The organism is Bordetella sp. MIP270_01_BMS (assembly GCF_054958705.1).
In genome coordinates, this window is record NZ_CM143297.1 from 3,942,843 (window position 1) to 3,959,232 (window position 16,390).

A 16,390-nucleotide genomic window follows, 5' to 3' on the forward strand; every position below is an offset into this window, starting at 1 on the left:
TGTTGTACACGGGCAGCCCCGTTGCAGCCCTTGGCGCGGCGGCGTAAGCAGGGATATTAGTACATTCGGGCCTGCCGGCGGCCACTTTCCGGGTGAAGCCGGGGTCGGCGGCGCCGTCCGCCAGGCAGTGCCGAGGCGGAAACAGCGCGATCACTGCGCATTATCGGAAGCGGCGCGGGTCGAACGGAGCCAGCGCGATGCTGGCAGGGGCGCCGCCGAGCAGCTGCACCACGAGTTCAGCCGTGCGCGGGGCGCCCACCAGCCCCACGTGACCATGGCCGTATGCGTGCACGATGTCGGCGCTGGCCGATGCCGGCCCGATGCATGGCAGCCCGTCGGGCATGCTGGGGCGTGCGCCTTGCCAGTATTCCACACGGCCATCGGGCAAGTCCGAGGGCAAGCCGGGGTAGGTGGACAGCAGCAGGTCACGCAAGATGTGCGCGCGCTTCCAGTTGGGCGTCGCGTCGATGGCCGCGATCTCGACCTGGCCCGCGACGCGCAGCCCGCCTTCCATGGCATTCACCACCATCTTGCAATCGGCAAACATGGTCGAGGTACGCGCGCCGGCCTCGGGAGCGCGTATGACGGCATGGTAGCCGCGCTCGGCGGCCAGCGGCACCCTGTCGCCCGCCTGACGGGCCAGCTCGCGCGACCGCACGCCTGCGGCAATCACGGCCTTGTCGCAGGCGATGTCTCCCGCCTCCGTGCGCACGGCGCGCAGGCGCGCATCCTGCACTACAAACCCGACGGCGCGGGTGTGCTGAATCTCGGCGCCCATCGACTGGGCCAGGTTCACCAGCGCGGCAATGTAGGCGCCGGGGTTTCGGCAATGGCCGGTTTCAGGCACCAGGACGCCGAACGTGTAGCGGGGGTTCAGATCGGGTTCGAGCGCCCGCAAGGCCTGCGCATCGAGCTCCTGCCATGCCACGCCTTCGTTCCGGCGGATTTCCCATGCGCGGCCGTCGGCCCTGAATTGCTGTTCGGACAGGTAGGCGTGCAGCAGGCCGCGCTGCTCGATCAGGTGCGGCACGCCGGCCTGTTGCGCCAGCGCCTGGTGCAGCGCTGGCGCGCCGGCCAGCAGCGTGCGCAGCGCCCCGGCGGTGCGTTCCACGCGAGGCCAGGTCCAGGCCGCGCTCAGGTAGCGGGCCAGCCAGGGCGCGGCGCGCGGCAGGTAGCCCCAGCGGATAGCCAGCGGCCCGAGTGGATCCTTCAACCATCGCGGCACGTGTCTCCAGGCTCCCGGCGCCGCCGGGGGCAGGATGGAGTGCGACGACAGCCAGCCGGCGTTGCCGTAGCTGGCAGCCTGCGGTCCACCGGCCTGCGCCGGTTCGACCAGCGTGACCCGCCAGCCCGCGTTCAGAGCCTGCACGGCGCTGGCCGCGCCGACGACGCCGGCTCCTATGATGACGACGTGCCCGGGCGAACTCATGCCGAGGCGGGCGTGAAGTCGCGCGCGTGCGACTGCGCGCGCGGATCCAGCATGCAATGCAGGATCGCGGGCTTGCCCGATGCCAGAGCGCGCTCGAAAGCCGGCGCGAACTCTTCGGTGCGCTCCACGCGTTCGCCATGCCCGCCGAATGCCACCGCCATGGCCGCGAAGTCGGGATTGCGCAATTGCGTGCCTACGACGCGGCCCGGGTAATCGCGTTCCTGGTGCATGCGTATGGTGCCGTATTGGCTGTTGTCCACCACGATGACGATGATCGCCGCGCCATACTGCACAGCAGTGGCGAATTCCTGGCCGTTCATCAGGAAACACCCATCGCCGGCGTAGGCCAGGACGGTGCGCTCGGGAAACTGCAGCTTGGCCAGTACCGCCGCCGGCACGCCATAGCCCATGGAACCGCTCGTCGGGGCCAACTGCGTGCCGTAGGTATGGAATCGGTGGTGGCGATGCAGCCATCCCGCGTAGTTGCCGGCGCCGTTGCAGATCATCGCATCGCGCGGCAGGCGTTCGCGCAGCCACGCCAATACCTCGCCATACTGGAAGTCGCCGGGCAGGGTACGCGGCGCTTCGGTCCAGTCCAGGTAATCGGCGTGGGCCTGCGCGGCGCTGCCTTGCCAGGCCGGCCGGGCAGGAACGTTCAGCTGGGCCAGTGCGGCGGCAAAGGCCCGGGGGCTCGCCTGGATGCCCAGCGCGGGCTGGTAGACCCGGCCCAGTTCTTCTGCGCCAGGATGCACATGGACCAGCTTCTGCCGCGGCACCGGAATGTCGAGCACGGTGTACGACGACGAGGGCATCTCGGACAGGCGCCCGCCCACCAGCAGCACCAGGTCCGCCTCGGTCACGCGGGCCTTGAGCCGCGCATCGGGGCCAATGCCCAGGTCGCCCGCATAGCAGGGGTGGTCGGCGGGGAACAGCGAGCTGCGGCGGAACGAAGTGGCCACCGGCAGCCCGGCGCGCTGTGCAAAGTCGGCGAACTGCGCGCAGGCGGCGTCATCCCAGCCCGAGCCGCCCAATATCGCGATGGGCTGGCGTGCCTGCGCCAGCATCTGTTCGAGCGCCGCCAGGTCGGCGGGGGACGGCCAGGCCTGGGCCGCTTCGACACGCGGTGCGTCAGGCACCGCGCAGGTTTCCACCAGCATGTCTTCGGGCAGCGAGATCACGACCGGGCCCGGCCGTCCCTGCATGGCTACGCGGTAAGCCCGCGCGATCAGCTCGGGGATGCGGTCTGCGCGGTCGATTTCCACGACCCATTTGGCCAGGCCGCCGAACATGGCGCGATAATCGACTTCCTGGAAAGCCTCGCGCTCGCGCATCGAGCGGTCCACCTGGCCTATGAACAGCAGCATGGGCGTGGAATCCTGCATCGCGATGTGCACGCCGTGGCAGGCGTTCGTGGCGCCCGGCCCCCGCGTGACGAAGCACACGCCGGGCCGGCCGGTCATCTTGCCGTAGGCCTCGGCCATCATGGCGGCGCCGCCCTCGTTGCGGCAGATGACGACCTGCACGCCGCTGTCGTACAGCGCGTCCAGCGCGGCAAGATAGCTTTCACCCGGTACGCAGGTGACGCGCTCTACGCCTTGGCAACGCAGTTGATCGATCAGAATCTGCCCGCCGGTGCGGACAGTAGGACTATTGGCCATGTGCAAGGTCTCTGTGTCTAGGTGCGCCGGCGGCGCGGATTGGAGGTTTCGCGCAGCATAACACTTGACTGTATACAAAACAATATTCATCATATGTGGACAGGCTGGTGTACAAATACAGCAGCCCCCCGGGTTTTATCTCCTCCATGAACACCGTGCCGAACACTGTTTCCGCTTCCGCGAACCCGGTCTACGACCGCATCAAGGCCATGGCCACCACGTTCAGACTGCGGCCGGGCGAGCGGGTCAACGAGCTGGAATTGGCGCGTCGCCTGGGTGTGAGCCGGACCCCGGTGCGCGAAGCGCTGAATCGCATCGCGGCCGAAGGCTTTCTGGTGGCCACGCCCAACCGCGGTTATACGGTCCGCCCTCTCGAAGCCAGGCAGTTGATGGCGTTGTACGAGTACCGCGCCACCGTCGAACTGGGCGTGGTGCGGCTGGTGTGCGCCCGCGCGTCGGATCAGGCCTTGGCAGAGCTTGCCAGCTATGTCGAGGGCAGCCGCGACGAAGTCGAAGATGACGCGCAGGCATTGCGCCTGCTGTCGCGAGACGAGGCTTTTCACGAACATCTGGCGGGCCTGGCCGATAATCCGGAATTCCTTCGGTCGGTGCGTTCGCTGAACGAGCGCATACGCTTTCCGCGCTGGATCGACCTGAAGGCGCGCCGCAGCCAGACGCGCAACGACCATCCGGACATCGTCCGGGCCCTGCAGGCGCGCGATGTGGCGCAGGCGCAGGCGCTGATGAGCCAGCACATCGACAAACATCTCGATCACATCGTCGAACTGGCGCGCGCCGGTTTCGCCGAAATCTACATGGGCAATGCCCTGGCGGACTACGCCGAATCGCGTTTCATGACAGCGCAGGATTCCGATCCTGCCTGACCTTTCTTCCGAACCCCTTCACATTCAGGAACCAGTGATATGAAAGCTATCTTCGTTGATGCCAACCCCACGTTGTCCGCGGTGGCTGAACGGCTGCACCGCAGCGATGACCTGCCCCTGGTCATCAACCGCCAGCCCGACATCACCTCCGACCAGCTGCCGGCGGTGCTGGGCGACGCCGAGATCGCGATCATCGATCACACTCACCTGCCCACCGACATCGCGCGCCAATGCGCCAAGCTGAAGCATGTGGTCTTCCTGGGCACGGGCGCCCGGTCGTACATGAATCCCGAAGAACTGGCAGAGGCCGGCATCGAAGTGCACACCATCAAGGGCTACGGCGACACGGCCGTGGCCGAATGCGCATTCGCGCTGATGTGGGCGTCGGCCAAGGGCTTTGGCCTGATGGACCGCGGCATGCGCGCCGGCAACTGGCTGCGCACCGACGCCGTCCAGCTCACGGGCAAGACGCTGGGCCTGGTGGGCTTCGGCGGCATCGCCGCCGAAGTGGCCCGCCTGGCCAACGGCGCGGGCATGGAAGTCATTGCGTGGAACCGCAGCGCCAAAACGCATCCGGGCGTGCGATTCGTCGAGCTCGACGAATTGCTGGCGGCCAGCCACGTGGTGTCGCTGCACCTGCTGCTGACCGACGAGACCCGCAATATCATTTCGCGCGAGCGCATTGCGAACATGCGCGACGGCGCAATCCTCATCAACACCGCGCGCGGCGCGCTGGTTGACGAAGACGCCATGATCGATGCCCTGAAGTCGGGCAAGCTGGGCCATGCCGGCCTGGATGTCTTCGTGACCGAGCCCATGCCCCAAGACCACCCGCTTACCAAGCTCGACAACGTAACGCTGTCGGCGCATTCGGCATTCCGCACGCCCGAGGCCAGCGACAACCTGGTGCAGGCCGCGCTGAACCACTGCCGCCGCATTTCCGGCAAGGGAGAGCAGCAATGAGCGCCATCACGCGACTGGACCAGAATACCCGCCGCTCGCGCGCCGTGATCCATAACGGCACGGTGTACTTGGCGGGCCATACCGCCGACGACCGCAGCGCCGACGCCGGTGGCCAGACCCGTCAGGTGCTGGCCAAGATCGATGAGATGCTGGCCGCGGCCGGCACCGACAAGTCGAAACTGCTGAACGTCACCATCTGGCTGCAGCACATGTCCGATTTCCAGGCCATGAACGAAGTCTACGATGCCTGGATCGTGCCGGGCCAGGCGCCGGCACGCTGCTGCGGCGCCGTGGAACTGGCGGCCCCGGACATCCTGGTCGAGATCATGGTCACCGCCGCTTTGTAGCCCATACCTATCGTCAATCTGGAAACCCAGGCCAGCTATGTCTACCGATAATCCACAGGCGCCGGCATTTCGCCGCGCCAGCCGAATCTCCAGCATCGCGGTGTCCGAGATCCTTCGCATCGGGGCGCGCGCGGCGCAGCTCAAGCGCGAAGGGCGCGACGTCATCGTGCTGGGCGCGGGCGAGCCCGACTTCGACACGCCCGACAACGTGAAGGAAGCGGCCATCCGCGCCATTCATGCGGGCGATACCAAGTACACCTTGCTGGACGGCACGCTGGCCTTGAAGGCCGCCATCGCGCGCAAATTCGAGCGCGACAATGGTCTGTCGTACGCGCTCGACGAAATCACCGTGGGCGCGGGCGCCAAGCAGGTGATCCACAACGCACTGATGGCCACGCTGGACGATGGCGATGAAGTCGTGGTGGGGGTCCCATACTGGACCTCCTACGCCGACATGATCGCCATCGCCGGCGGCAAGACCGTCGAGGTGGCCTGCAGCGAAGCCAATGGCTTCCGCATGGCCGCCGCCGACCTCGAAAGCGCCATTACGCCGCGCACACGCTGGGTCATGCTGAACTCGCCGTCGAATCCCACGGGCGCGGCGTATTCGGAAGCCGACCTGCGGGCGCTGGCCGACGTGCTGCTGCGCCATCCGCACGTCTGGGTGATGTGCGATGACATCTACGAACACCTGATCTACGGTGACTTCGCCTTCAGCACCATGGCTCAGGTCGAGCCTCGCCTGAAGGCTCGCACCCTCACGATCAACGGCCTGTCCAAGGCCTACGCCATGACGGGCTGGCGCATCGGATACGCCGGGGGGCCAAGGGAACTGATAGGCGCGATCGCCGTGGTACAGAGCCAGAGCACGTCCAATCCGTGCTCCATCAGCCAGGCCGCCGCCATCGAGGCGCTGGACGGGCCCCAGGATGTGCTGCCGGAACGGCGCCTGTCGTTCCAGACACGCCGCGACCTGGTGGTGGATGGCCTGAACGCCATTGACGGCCTGTCGTGCCGGCTGCCGGAAGGCGCCTTTTATACCTATGCCAGTTGCGCCGGCGTGCTGGGGCGGCGTACGCCGGGCGGACAGGTTTTGCAAACCGATATCGATTTCTGCCAATATCTGTTGCAGGATCACGATGTGGCGGTGGTGCCGGGCACGGTTTTCGGACTGGCGCCATATTTCCGTATCAGCTACGCGACTTCGCAGGCCCAGTTGCAGACGGCCCTGGACCGCATCGGACGCGCCGTGACGCAGCTAAGCTGATTCATGCCGCCGGATTGATTTGGCGGCGCATCGCAACGACTTTACAAGGGGAAACAAACCATGTTGCGTGTTCTTAGTATTGCCGCACTGACAGCGGCCACCCTGGCGGCCGCCATGCCGGCCGCGGGCCAGGACAAATGGCCTTCGCGGCCCATCACCATCGTCGGCGGCTTCCCGAATGGTTCGGGCGTCGACCTGTACGCGCGCAAGCTGGGCCAGGGCCTCACCCAGACCCTGGGCGTGCCCATCGTCGTGGAAGCCCGTACCGGGGCGGGCGGCAACGTCGCGTCGGACGTGGTGTCGCGTTCGCAGCCCGACGGCTACACGTTTCTGTTCGGCACGGCCGGCACGCACGCCATCAACGCAGCGCTCTACACCAGCCTGACGTTCGACGTATGGGACGACTTCAGCCACATCGCGCTGCTGGGCGACGTGCCCAACGTGCTGCTGGTCAATCCCAACAAACACCCGGACATCAAGACCTGCAAAGACCTGCTCGAGCTGGCGCGCAAGAACCCGGGCAAGCTGAATTATTCGTCCACGGGCAATGGCACGTCGGGCCACCTGGCGGGCGCGCAGTTCACCAACCAGGGCAAGGTCGAGATCATGCACGTGCCGTATCGCGGCCAGGGTCCCGCCATGACGGCCCTGCTGTCGGGCGAGGTCGACTTCTTCTTCAACCAGAGCGCGCCCAGCATCGCGGCCGTGAAGTCAGGCCAGGCGCGGGCGCTCGGGGTCACCACCTCGACTCCCCTGGAAGCCCTGCCCGACGTGCCCACGGTTGCCGAAGGTTGCGGCCTGCCTGGCTATGAAAGCAGCACCTGGTACGGCCTGTTCGGCCCTGCCAAGCTGCCGGCCGATATTCAAAAGCGCTTCAGCGACGCCGTCATCGCCGAAATGTCCAAGCCCGAGTTCAAGCGCTGGCTGATCGACACGCAGGGCATCACCCCGCCGACCGACCCCAGCCCCGCCAACTTCGAGCGCGTGCACAAGGCCGATATTGCCCGCTGGGCCGACGTTGTGAAGCAGTCCGGCGCGCGCGTCGACTGACGCTGTACCCGACGCGCCTGGCGTGGTGGCCACGCGCGTCGGCAGACTGGCAAGCCCGGTGTCACGCAATGTGATGCTGCGGCATATTGCGCATGTTTCCAATCAGCCTGCGCTTGCTTTCACCGCTCAGCCGCGCGTGTTCTCGCAACAGCCACTCCACGCGGGCGCTGCTGCCTTCGCGGAACGCGTCGAGAATCTTTTCGTGGTCGGCCTGGGCCGATTCCAGCAGCGTGGTTTCCAGTCCGGCCGACGCGGTCAGGGCCAGCGCGCTCGCGCTGGCCAGCGGTGTCTTGTTGTTCTGCAGGATCGCCCTGGTCAATGCGTCGCTGCGGGCGCTTTCCACGATCAGGCCGTGGAAGCGGCCATTCATGCGACTCCATTCATAGGGGTCTACCGAACTGCCTGGGCGCGACCTGGCCTCGTCGAGCAGCGTCCGCCCTTGCCGCACGCAGGCGGCCAGCGCGTTCAGTAAATCGGGTGTGGGGCCATGTTCGGAAACGCGCCGTCCCGCCATGCCTTCCAGCGCGCCCCGCACATCGATGGCGTCGGCGATTTCCTCGATGGAGAACGCACGGACCTGAAACCCCCGCGTCGGCAGACGTTCGAGCAGCCCCTCGCTCTCCAGGTGACTGAACGCCAGCCGGATGGGAGTGCGCGACACGCCCAGGCGCGAGGCAACGTGCAATTCGCGGATGCGTTCCCCCGGCTGTAACTGCCCGCCCAGGATAAGGCTGCGCAGGCTCGAAACGACAAAATTCACTTGGCTCGACATGATCGGGCTCTCCGGTGCCGACGCGTATCGCATCGTGCAGCAAAATCTTGACACCATGCTTTATTGCATGCAATATAAATTTAAATTGCTGTTATATCGAAAAATAATCCCTTCAACAGCGTAAATTGCATGCAACATGCTTTATGCGCTGTTCACCAAGATGGAACGAGGAGAGTCCCATGAAGCTGTTGCGCAGCCTATTCCGCAATCTTTTCCCGGCCGCGATGCTGGCGGTCACCTGTCATGGGGCGTGGGCGCAAAGCGCCGACGCCATGCAAGCGCTGGCGGCCAAGGCGGCGCAGGGCGATGCGGTCATCTGGTACGAGAGTTCGCCCGAGAACCAGATCGCAGAAGTGCTGAAGGCGTTCAACGCCCGCTACCCCGACGTGAAAGTGAAATACGTGCGCATGGTGGGCGGCAACGAGCTGGCCTCGCGCGCCATCCAGGAAGTGCAGGCGCGCGGCCATACCGCCGACCTGCTGACAGGCGGGCCCGACCATCTGTGGCAACTGAATGAACGCGGTCTGCTCCGCGACCTGTCGCAAGACAACCTGGGACTGCCGCCGGCCCTGCTGCCGGTGAATTACGCCGTGCCGACCACCGCGTCGGTGTACGTGTTGCTGTGGAACAGCCGGAAGGTGACGGACGAGCAGGCGCCCGGTTCCTGGGACGAAGTGATCAATGAACGCTGGAGCGGCCGGGTGGGGTCCTGGGTGCGGGCCGCCGCCTTTGCCCAGTTGGCCAGTGCCTGGGGTGAAGACAAGGCCCGGGCCAGTCTCGAAGAATTCGTGAAGCTCAAGCCCTACCTTTTCAAGTCCACCTTTCCGCTGGCGCAGGGCGTGGCATCGGGCGAGGTCGATGTCGCCATCGGTTTCTACCACTCGGCGCAACCGGTCTTCGACGCGGGCGCGCCGGTGAAGTACCGCATGCTGGATCCCACTCCCATGCACACCATCTCGTCGGGTGTGAGCAAATCGGCCCGCAATCCCAGCGGGGCCACCTTGCTGATGCTGTGGCTGGCCACCCCTGAAGGCGCGAGAGTCTACGAGCAGGCCACCTCGCGCGGCAACCCTCTGGTGTCGTCCACGAAGACCTACGAGATGCTGCAGGGCGTCAAGGTCGCCGAATGGCCCTTCGCCGACGTGGCCAAGCTCGCCGAGCTGAACGAGCAATACAACGCCATCCTGGCGAAGTCGCGCCCGGCCATGTGATCCCGGCGCCGCCGCCCGGCCCGCCCGATGCCAACCGGGCGGGCCGAGGCGCGGTGCGCAAGCCTGTTTCCAATTCGGGGTGCGAATCTCATGCACGCAATGAAGCGGGCCGGCCTGAGCCGGTCGAATCTCGCGCGCGGCCTGCCGGCATTGGTAGTGCTGCTCGTGTTGTCTTACCTGGTCCTGGTGCCGCTGGGCATTCTGGTGATCAGCAGTCTTACGCCCTCGGGCCTGCCCTTCGACAAGGGGTGGACGCTGCGCAACTATGTGCAGGTCTACGCGGACGCCGAGTTCTGGTCCATGGTGTGGGTGACACTGCAGTTCGCGGTGGGTTCCATGTTCTGGGCGCTGCTGCTGGGCGTGGCGCTGGCGTGGCTGGTCGAGCGCACCGACCTGCCGGGCAAGACTCCCATACGGGTGCTGCTGACGCTCCCGATGGCGATTCCGCCGTTCCTGCTCGCGATCGGATGGATCCTGCTGCTCAGTCCGCGCATCGGGGTCATCAATACTTTCCTGCGCGATACGCTGGGACTGGACCAGTCGCCGTTCAATATTTACTCGGTGGCCGGCATGATTTTCGTGCAGGCGCTGTCCCTGGTGCCCTCGACCTTCCTGATCCTGTCGCCGGCCTTCCGGAACATGGATCCCAGCCTGGAAGAAGCCGCCATGACGGCCGGGGCGAGCCGGTATCGCATCTTCGCGCGCATCTTCGTGCCGCTGCTGGCGCCGGCCGTATTGGCCGCCGCCACGTTCATGCTGATGGTGGGCTTCCTGGTATTCGACATTCCGGGCACGCTCGGGATGCCGGTCAATATTTTCGTGCTGTCCAGCCGCATTCTGTATCTGGCCACGGATAGCGCGGGCGGCATGTCGGCTTATCACGTCATCAGCACCATATCCGTGTTCTTCCTGGCCATTCTGCTGCTGCAGGCCTGGGGCTATCAGCGGCTGACCCGAAACGCCAGCCGTTTCGTCACGGTAACGGGCAAGAACTTTCGTCCGCGGCTGTCGCGGCTGGGGCGCTGGAAATGGGTGGCGCTGGGATTCATCTCGCTCTATTTCCTGCTGGCCACCGTGATACCCCTGGCCATGCTGGCCTGGACCAGCCTGATGCCGTGGATGATGCCGCCTTCGCTTTCGGCCGCCAGCCAGGCGTCCCTGGCGAATCACATGGCCTTCTTCACCGACCCGCTGACGCTGACGGCGCTCGGCAATTCGCTGCTCATCGGGGTGGTCGCGTCCACGGTGGTGGCGGCGTTCTCGGTGCTGATTTCGTGGATCGTGGTGCGGCGGCGCGGCGTCAGCGGCAAGCTGGTGGACTTCCTGGCTTTCCTGCCCATCGCGATCCCGGGAACGATGATAGGCGTGGCGCTCATCTACGTGTACCTGAACATGCCCCTGATGAACATCTACGGCAGCGTGTGGATCATCGTCATCGCATACGTCACCACGTATATCCCGTTCGGCACCCGCACCACCAATGGCGTACTGATGCAGATGCATCGCGAACTCGAAGAGGCGGCGCGCACGTCCGGGGCGGGCTGGTGGCGCGTGATGCGGCGGGTCGTCATGCCCCTGGCATTGCCGGCGGCGCTGGCCGTGTGGATCTGGGTCGTCGCGCATTGCATGCGCGAGCTGTCATCGGCCTTGCTCCTGCAAGGCGGGGGCAACCAGACGCTGCCCGTGGTGCTGTGGAATTTCTGGGTGGGCGGCGAGCCGAACAAAGCCGCGGCCGTGGGTATCTGGCTGGTGGCGCTGGTCTTCGTGACCATGCTCGTCTGGCAGGCGGCCGGGGCACGCAAGCCTCGCAACGCTTAATGGGAAGGGAATCATGCTGGAAGTGTCTGATCTGCAAGTGCATTACCAGACCGACCGCGGTCCGGTCGAGGCTGTGAAATCTATTTCGCTGTCGGCCCAGGAGGGAGAGTTCTGCACTTTTCTGGGGCCGAGCGGATGTGGCAAGACCACGACGCTGCGCTGTATTGCCGGGCTCGAGACGCCCACGCGCGGCCGCATCGCAATCGACGGGCAGGCGGTGTACGACTCGCGCGGAGGGCTGGACATCCCGACGCACAAGCGGGATCTCGGCATGGTGTTCCAGTCGTACGCCATATGGCCTCATATGTCCGTGCAGGGGAATGTGGCGTTCCCGCTGGAGGCGGCCGGAGCGTCCAGCGAGCGGACCCGCAAGGAGGTCGCCCGTGCGTTGGACATGGTCGGGCTGGGCAGCTTCGCGCAGCGCTCGGCGACGCAATTGTCGGGCGGGCAGCAGCAGCGGGTGGCGCTTGCCCGCGCCATCGTGCGAGGCGGCAAGGTATTGCTGCTGGACGAACCGCTGTCCAATCTGGATGCCAAGCTGCGCGACCAGATGCGCGATGAGTTGCGCGAGCTGCAAAGGCGCCTGAAGACCACCACCGTGTTCGTCACGCACGACCAGGACGAAGCGCTGGCCATGTCGGACAGGATCGTGGTGATGAACCAGGGCGCCATCGTCGAGCAGGGTACGCCCATTGATCTGTACCAGCGGCCGCAGCGCGTCTTCACGGCGCAGTTCATAGGCAAGGCCGAGATCTTTCCGTGCGAAGTCGAGCCGATCGATGGGGGGGCCGTGGCCGCGCATACCGACGTGGGCCGCGTGGTGGCGACGCAGAACGTGCATCTGGAGAGCCGCGCCCGCAACCTGATGATCCGGCCCGAGGCGATCGAGATCGGCGACACGTTCGGCCATTCCGTGAACTGCTTCGACGCGGTGGTAGAGCGCAGCGTTTTCGTGGGTGCACGCATCGAGTATCGCCTGCGCCTGGCCACGGGCCGGGTGGTGTCCGCCAGCGCCTCCTCCGGCGGCTTGCGAGCCGTGGGGGACAACGTGAAATTGCATTTTCCTCCGGAGCGGTGCGTGCTGCTGCCGGCAGACTGACTTGTACATCCAGGACCTTTGCAAATGACGCAATCTCTAGCTTTCAAACCCTATGTCCAGCAGTTGCAGGTGCCTTACCGCTGGTCCAAGGGCACCCAGTACGTGCGCCGCGGCATTCTGGTACGCGCGGAGTGGGACGGGGCGGTAGGGTGGGGCGAGGCGGCCCTTCCGCCGCATGTGTTGTTCGACGGGTGGGCCTACGCGGCGCATTGCTCGGCGCTGCTCGACGGGCTGGATCCCGCGCAGGGTGATCTGCTGCATGAGCTCGAGCTGCGCGAGGTGCCGGCGCGCCTGCGTTGCGGCATATCCTCAGCGCTTATCAGCGCCCGGGCGGCGCATGCGGGAGTTTCCCTGGCCAAGTTTCTCGGTGGCGAGCACAGCGCCACCGTGCCGGTGAACGACTTGATCGGCGACGCCGATCCGCAGGTGTGCGTGAGCCGTGTCGCCGATGCCCTGAAGATCGGGCAAGACACCATAAAGATGAAGTGCACGACGGAACGCGAACTCGATATCGCGCGCGTGGGCGCCGTCCGGGAAGCCTACCCCGACCTGCGCATACGCCTGGACCCGAATGAATCGTGGGACGTGTCGTGGGCGCTGGAACAGATCCGTGCCATGGAGCCTTTCGGCATCGACTATATCGAAGAGCCGCTGCCGCGTGGCACCGACCTGACGACGTACGCGGAACTCTGCCGACAGACGCCGGTGCCCATCGCCCTGGACGATTCGATCCGGTCGTTGTTCCATGCCCGGCGGGCGATCGAACTGCAGGCGGCGCAGGTGCTCATCCTGAAACCGCCCCGCGTCGGCGGCCCGGACCGCACCAAGGAAATCATCGACGAAGCGCATCAGCGCAATGTTCGCTGCGTGGTGACGGCCAGCCTGGAAACCTCGGTGGGGCTGCACGTCGCACTGCATTGCGCCGCCTTGCTGCCGGGCAAGATTGAACCTTGCGGCCTGGGCACGGCGCGCTTCTACAAGTCGGACGTGGCCGACCCGCCGGCCATCGTGGGCGGCGTCATGACGGTGCCCACTGCGCCCGGCGTGGGCGTTGATCTGCAGTCGTGGTGGGATATGAACTGAGCGCGACAGCTTCAGTCTTGAGCGGGCGGTGCGCCATCGCCCCGGCCCGTTCTCATGGTGGCCAGCAGTACGCGCTTGTTCTCGCGGCTTCGGTAGGCGTGCTCGCGCATCAGGCTCTCGGCACGGACCGCTTCCCGGCGGGTGATGGCGCGCAGCAGGTCTTCATGATCGGCTTGCGCGCGCAGCACGAACGGTGTTTCCAGCACCGATGGCGTTGACGGCAGGGTCAGGGCCGCTGGGCCGGCCAGAGGCGTTTTGTTGTTGTGGTCCAGCGCCGAAATGAGAGCGCGGTTGCCTGCGCCTTCGTAGAGCAATTCGTGGAACTGCCGGTTGATCTGCCCCCAGGCCCGAGCGTCCACCGTGACGTTCGGATCACGTTCCGCGGCCGAGAGCAGTTGCTTGCCCTGGTCGACGGCCCGGCGCAGGCCATCCAGCGTGTCTTGCGTGGCCCCGCGTTCGGCAAGCAGACGTACCGCCATGCCTTCGAGGACGCCGCGCACATCGACGGCGTCGGCAATCTCGTCCACCGTGAATGAGCGCACCCGGAAGCCGCGCGAGGGCAGGCGTTCGAGCAGGCCTTCCTTTTCCAGTTCCGTCATGGCGATGCGCAGCGGCGTGCGCGACACGCCCAGGCGGGCGGCGAACTGCAATTCGATGACGCGTTCGCCAGGCTGCAGTTCGCCCGAAAGCACCAGGTCTCGCAGTTCGGACACGACCTTGTCGATTTGTGCAGCCATGCGTCGGGGACTCCTGTAACGGCGCTCAAGTTTAAACAAAGATTGCATGCAAAGACTCCGCCAGCATACCCAAATCACTTGCGACAGATCAAAATTGCATGCAATAATTATTGAAAGTGGCGAGATCGACGTGTAATCCCGCCGCAATGCATGCAATCCATGCATCGTCTATGTAATCCGGAGACAAGATGAAGCTGCTCAGCTTCCAATATGAAGGCCATGCCGGCTGGGGCGCCTTGCAAGGCGAAGAGGTCGTTGTGCTGACCGAGCGCTGGCCCGATGTGGCTGCGGCGCTGGCCGCGGGCCGGCAGGCGCTGGACCAGGCCGTGGACACGGCAGCCACCCGCATCCCGCTGGCGGAGGTGAGCCTCCTGCCGCCCGTGGTCGCGCCGGGCAAGATTATCTGCGTAGGCCTGAACTATGGCCGGCATATCGCTGAAACCGGCCGTGAGCTGCCTGCGCATCCATCGCTGTTCATCCGGTTTGCCGACACGTTCGTGGGGCACGACGCCCCCATGTGGCGCCCGCTTGCCTCGACACGATATGACTTCGAGGGTGAACTCGCCGTGGTGATCGGCCGGGCGGGGCGGCGCATCAGCGCCGCGGCCGCGCTCGACCATGTGGCCGGCTACACCTGTATGGCCGAGAATTCGGTGCGTGATTTCCAGAAGCATAGCGCTCAGGTCACGCCGGGCAAGAACTTTGCACGCAGCGGCTCGCTGGGGCCGTGGCTCACCACCGCCGACGAGGTCCCGGATCCGGCGCGGCTGCAGGTCATCACGCGCCTGAACGGCGAACTCATGCAGGACGGCCAGGTTGCCGACCTGATCTTTCCCATTCCCGAACTCATCGCCTACATCAGCAGCTTCACGGCGCTGTCACCGGGCGACATCATTGCCACCGGCACGCCCGAAGGCGTGGGTTCACGCCGCACGCCGCCGCGGTTCATGGCGGCCGGCGACGTGCTGGAAGTCGATATACCGGGCGTGGGCCGGTTGGTGAACCGGGTGGTCGACGAGCCGGCCGGCGCCGACGCACTCGCACATGACCAATTGAAGGGGCAGCATCATGGCTGAAGCAATGCGATATCTGAGCGAACACGACGTGGTGTCGGTGCTGGACATGCCGCGCGCCATCGATGCGCTGCAGGAAACCCTGGCCGCCCAAGGCCGCAATGAAGCACGCAACCTGCCCAAGGCACTGGCGACGTGGGGCGACGGAAGTTCGATGCACGCGCTCGGTTCCGTGATGACGGCCAGCGGCTACGCCGGGTTCAAGACCTGGGTGCATACGAAGGCGGGTGGCGGATCCGTATTCAGTCTGTTCGACGCCAATGCGGGCACGCTGCTCGCCATTATCGAAGCGCGTGCGCTGGGCATGTTGCGCACCGCGGCAATCAGCGGCGTGGCCACCCGCACGCTGTCGCCCGCGCAGGCAGACACTGCTGCGCTCATCGGCACCGGTCCCCAGGCCTTGACGCAATTGGCGGCGCTGGCGGCCGTGCGCGACCTGCGTTCGGTGCGGGTGTACAGCCCCACGGTCGAGAAACGGCAGGCCTTCGTCGAGCGCGTGGCGCCGCGATACCCGTTCGAGGTCGTGGCGGCCGACAGTCTGTCGCAGGCGCTGGATGGCGCCGAGATCGTCACGTTGATCACGCGGGCGAGCGAACCCTTTGTGGCCGCTGCCGATCTGCAGGCCTGCCGGCACTTGAACGCTGTGGGCGCCATCCTTCCGGCCAAGGCCGAGTTTGCGCAGGACGTGTTCGACCGGGCCGACCTGGTCGTCGTGGACGATCTGGAAAACGCCCGGCGCGGATCGCGCGAACTGCGCGAGCGCTATGGCAGCGATGCATCGCCGTGGCAGGGCGTGGACGTATTGAGCGACCTGCTGGCGGCGGGCACGACGCGTCCGGCTGACGCCCGCCTGACCCTCTTCAAGGGCATGGGCATGGGCCTGTCCGACCTGGCAATGGCCAAAGTGGTCTATGAAACGGCCTGCGCGCGCGACCTGGGCCATGCCCTGCCGCGCCAGACGCGCGAGAACCTGCTCCTGGCGCAGGCCTGAAAACTTAC

The 16,390-nt window shown here is 65.9% G+C and carries 15 protein-coding genes; 11 read left to right on the top strand and 4 right to left on the bottom strand.

All coding sequences use genetic code 11. The annotated features are described in order from the left end of the window. Positions 1-160: 160 nt before the first annotated feature. Both ACV17W_RS18520 and ACV17W_RS18525 read right to left on the bottom strand, forming a co-directional pair. Complete coding sequence (locus ACV17W_RS18520; RefSeq protein WP_462593824.1) at positions 161-1,429, bottom strand: NAD(P)/FAD-dependent oxidoreductase; 1,269 nt, start codon at positions 1,427-1,429, stop codon at positions 161-163. Then, on the bottom strand, positions 1,426-3,087 hold the full coding sequence (locus ACV17W_RS18525; protein WP_462593825.1) for a thiamine pyrophosphate-binding protein: 1,662 nt from the start codon (positions 3,085-3,087) through the stop codon (positions 1,426-1,428). The genes ACV17W_RS18520 and ACV17W_RS18525 overlap by 4 nt, the downstream gene beginning before the upstream one ends. A 146-nt stretch (positions 3,088-3,233) precedes the next feature. On the opposite strand from ACV17W_RS18525, the gene ACV17W_RS18530 reads away from it, so the two are divergent. The 5 genes from ACV17W_RS18530 to ACV17W_RS18550 are packed head-to-tail and all read left to right on the top strand — an operon-like array spanning position 3,234 to position 7,598. Beyond that, the gene (locus tag ACV17W_RS18530) at positions 3,234-3,971 is read left to right on the top strand and encodes a GntR family transcriptional regulator (protein WP_462593826.1); all 738 of its coding nucleotides are present in this window, start codon (positions 3,234-3,236) and stop codon (positions 3,969-3,971) included. Positions 3,972-4,010: 39 nt separating this feature from the next. After that, on the top strand, positions 4,011-4,934 hold the full coding sequence (locus ACV17W_RS18535) for an NAD(P)-dependent oxidoreductase (protein WP_462593827.1): 924 nt from the start codon (positions 4,011-4,013) through the stop codon (positions 4,932-4,934). Next, on the top strand, positions 4,931-5,281 hold the full coding sequence (locus ACV17W_RS18540; RefSeq protein ID WP_462593828.1) for a RidA family protein: 351 nt from the start codon (positions 4,931-4,933) through the stop codon (positions 5,279-5,281). Before ACV17W_RS18535 ends, ACV17W_RS18540 begins: the two co-directional genes overlap by 4 nt. Before the next feature lie 37 nt (positions 5,282-5,318). Continuing rightward, positions 5,319-6,548, top strand: a complete 1,230-nt coding sequence (locus ACV17W_RS18545; RefSeq protein WP_462593829.1) for a pyridoxal phosphate-dependent aminotransferase — start codon at positions 5,319-5,321, stop codon at positions 6,546-6,548. A 60-nt stretch (positions 6,549-6,608) separates the two neighbouring features. After that, complete coding sequence (locus ACV17W_RS18550; RefSeq protein WP_462593830.1) at positions 6,609-7,598, top strand: Bug family tripartite tricarboxylate transporter substrate binding protein; 990 nt, start codon at positions 6,609-6,611, stop codon at positions 7,596-7,598. A 61-nt stretch (positions 7,599-7,659) separates the two neighbouring features. Here the strand turns inward: ACV17W_RS18550 and ACV17W_RS18555 are convergent, their stop codons facing one another. Further along, complete coding sequence (locus ACV17W_RS18555; protein ID WP_462593831.1) at positions 7,660-8,370, bottom strand: GntR family transcriptional regulator; 711 nt, start codon at positions 8,368-8,370, stop codon at positions 7,660-7,662. 179 nt (positions 8,371-8,549) lie between these two features. Between ACV17W_RS18555 and ACV17W_RS18560 the strand changes: the two genes are divergently transcribed. The 4 genes from ACV17W_RS18560 to ACV17W_RS18575 all read left to right on the top strand — a co-directional run bounded on the left by ACV17W_RS18560 (position 8,550) and on the right by ACV17W_RS18575 (position 13,581). Further along, on the top strand, positions 8,550-9,581 hold the full coding sequence (locus tag ACV17W_RS18560) for an ABC transporter substrate-binding protein (protein ID WP_462593832.1): 1,032 nt from the start codon (positions 8,550-8,552) through the stop codon (positions 9,579-9,581). Positions 9,582-9,671: 90 nt separating this feature from the next. Beyond that, entirely contained in the window at positions 9,672-11,399 is a 1,728-nt protein-coding gene (locus tag ACV17W_RS18565; RefSeq protein ID WP_462593833.1) for an ABC transporter permease, read from the top strand. A gap of 13 nt (positions 11,400-11,412) precedes the next feature. Beyond that, positions 11,413-12,498 (top strand): ABC transporter ATP-binding protein, encoded by a 1,086-nt coding sequence (locus ACV17W_RS18570; protein ID WP_462593834.1) that lies wholly within the window; start codon positions 11,413-11,415, stop codon positions 12,496-12,498. A gap of 24 nt (positions 12,499-12,522) precedes the next feature. Then, positions 12,523-13,581 (top strand): mandelate racemase/muconate lactonizing enzyme family protein, encoded by a 1,059-nt coding sequence (locus ACV17W_RS18575; protein ID WP_462593835.1) that lies wholly within the window; start codon positions 12,523-12,525, stop codon positions 13,579-13,581. An 11-nt stretch (positions 13,582-13,592) separates the two neighbouring features. On the opposite strand, the gene ACV17W_RS18580 is transcribed toward ACV17W_RS18575, so the two are convergent. Further along, positions 13,593-14,318, bottom strand: coding sequence for a GntR family transcriptional regulator (locus ACV17W_RS18580; protein ID WP_462593836.1), 726 nt, complete (start codon positions 14,316-14,318; stop codon positions 13,593-13,595). A gap of 188 nt (positions 14,319-14,506) precedes the next feature. On the opposite strand from ACV17W_RS18580, the gene ACV17W_RS18585 reads away from it, so the two are divergent. After that, entirely contained in the window at positions 14,507-15,394 is an 888-nt protein-coding gene (locus ACV17W_RS18585; RefSeq protein WP_462593837.1) for a fumarylacetoacetate hydrolase family protein, read from the top strand. Further along, a complete protein-coding gene (locus tag ACV17W_RS18590; protein WP_462593838.1) occupies positions 15,387-16,382 on the top strand; it encodes an ornithine cyclodeaminase family protein in 996 nt (331 codons plus the stop codon). The genes ACV17W_RS18585 and ACV17W_RS18590 overlap by 8 nt, the downstream gene beginning before the upstream one ends. Positions 16,383-16,390 lie beyond the last annotated feature (8 nt).

Excerpts from the sequence above, each read along its gene's own strand:
- ACV17W_RS18550 (WP_462593830.1), top strand. The coding sequence starts at position 6,609 with ATGTTGCGTGTTCTTAGTATTGCCGCACTGACAGCGGCCACCCTGGCG.
- ACV17W_RS18530 (WP_462593826.1), top strand. The coding sequence starts at position 3,234 with ATGAACACCGTGCCGAACACTGTTTCCGCTTCCGCGAACCCGGTCTAC.
- ACV17W_RS18565 (WP_462593833.1), top strand. The coding sequence starts at position 9,672 with ATGCACGCAATGAAGCGGGCCGGCCTGAGCCGGTCGAATCTCGCGCGC.
- ACV17W_RS18545 (WP_462593829.1), top strand. The coding sequence starts at position 5,319 with ATGTCTACCGATAATCCACAGGCGCCGGCATTTCGCCGCGCCAGCCGA.
- ACV17W_RS18570 (WP_462593834.1), top strand. The coding sequence starts at position 11,413 with ATGCTGGAAGTGTCTGATCTGCAAGTGCATTACCAGACCGACCGCGGT.
- ACV17W_RS18535 (WP_462593827.1), top strand. The coding sequence starts at position 4,011 with ATGAAAGCTATCTTCGTTGATGCCAACCCCACGTTGTCCGCGGTGGCT.
- ACV17W_RS18525 (WP_462593825.1), bottom strand. The coding sequence starts at position 3,087 with ATGGCCAATAGTCCTACTGTCCGCACCGGCGGGCAGATTCTGATCGAT.
- ACV17W_RS18585 (WP_462593837.1), top strand. The coding sequence starts at position 14,507 with ATGAAGCTGCTCAGCTTCCAATATGAAGGCCATGCCGGCTGGGGCGCC.
- ACV17W_RS18575 (WP_462593835.1), top strand. The coding sequence starts at position 12,523 with ATGACGCAATCTCTAGCTTTCAAACCCTATGTCCAGCAGTTGCAGGTG.
- ACV17W_RS18520 (WP_462593824.1), bottom strand. The coding sequence starts at position 1,429 with ATGAGTTCGCCCGGGCACGTCGTCATCATAGGAGCCGGCGTCGTCGGC.
- ACV17W_RS18590 (WP_462593838.1), top strand. The coding sequence starts at position 15,387 with ATGGCTGAAGCAATGCGATATCTGAGCGAACACGACGTGGTGTCGGTG.
- ACV17W_RS18540 (WP_462593828.1), top strand. The coding sequence starts at position 4,931 with ATGAGCGCCATCACGCGACTGGACCAGAATACCCGCCGCTCGCGCGCC.
- ACV17W_RS18580 (WP_462593836.1), bottom strand. The coding sequence starts at position 14,318 with ATGGCTGCACAAATCGACAAGGTCGTGTCCGAACTGCGAGACCTGGTG.
- ACV17W_RS18555 (WP_462593831.1), bottom strand. The coding sequence starts at position 8,370 with ATGTCGAGCCAAGTGAATTTTGTCGTTTCGAGCCTGCGCAGCCTTATC.
- ACV17W_RS18560 (WP_462593832.1), top strand. The coding sequence starts at position 8,550 with ATGAAGCTGTTGCGCAGCCTATTCCGCAATCTTTTCCCGGCCGCGATG.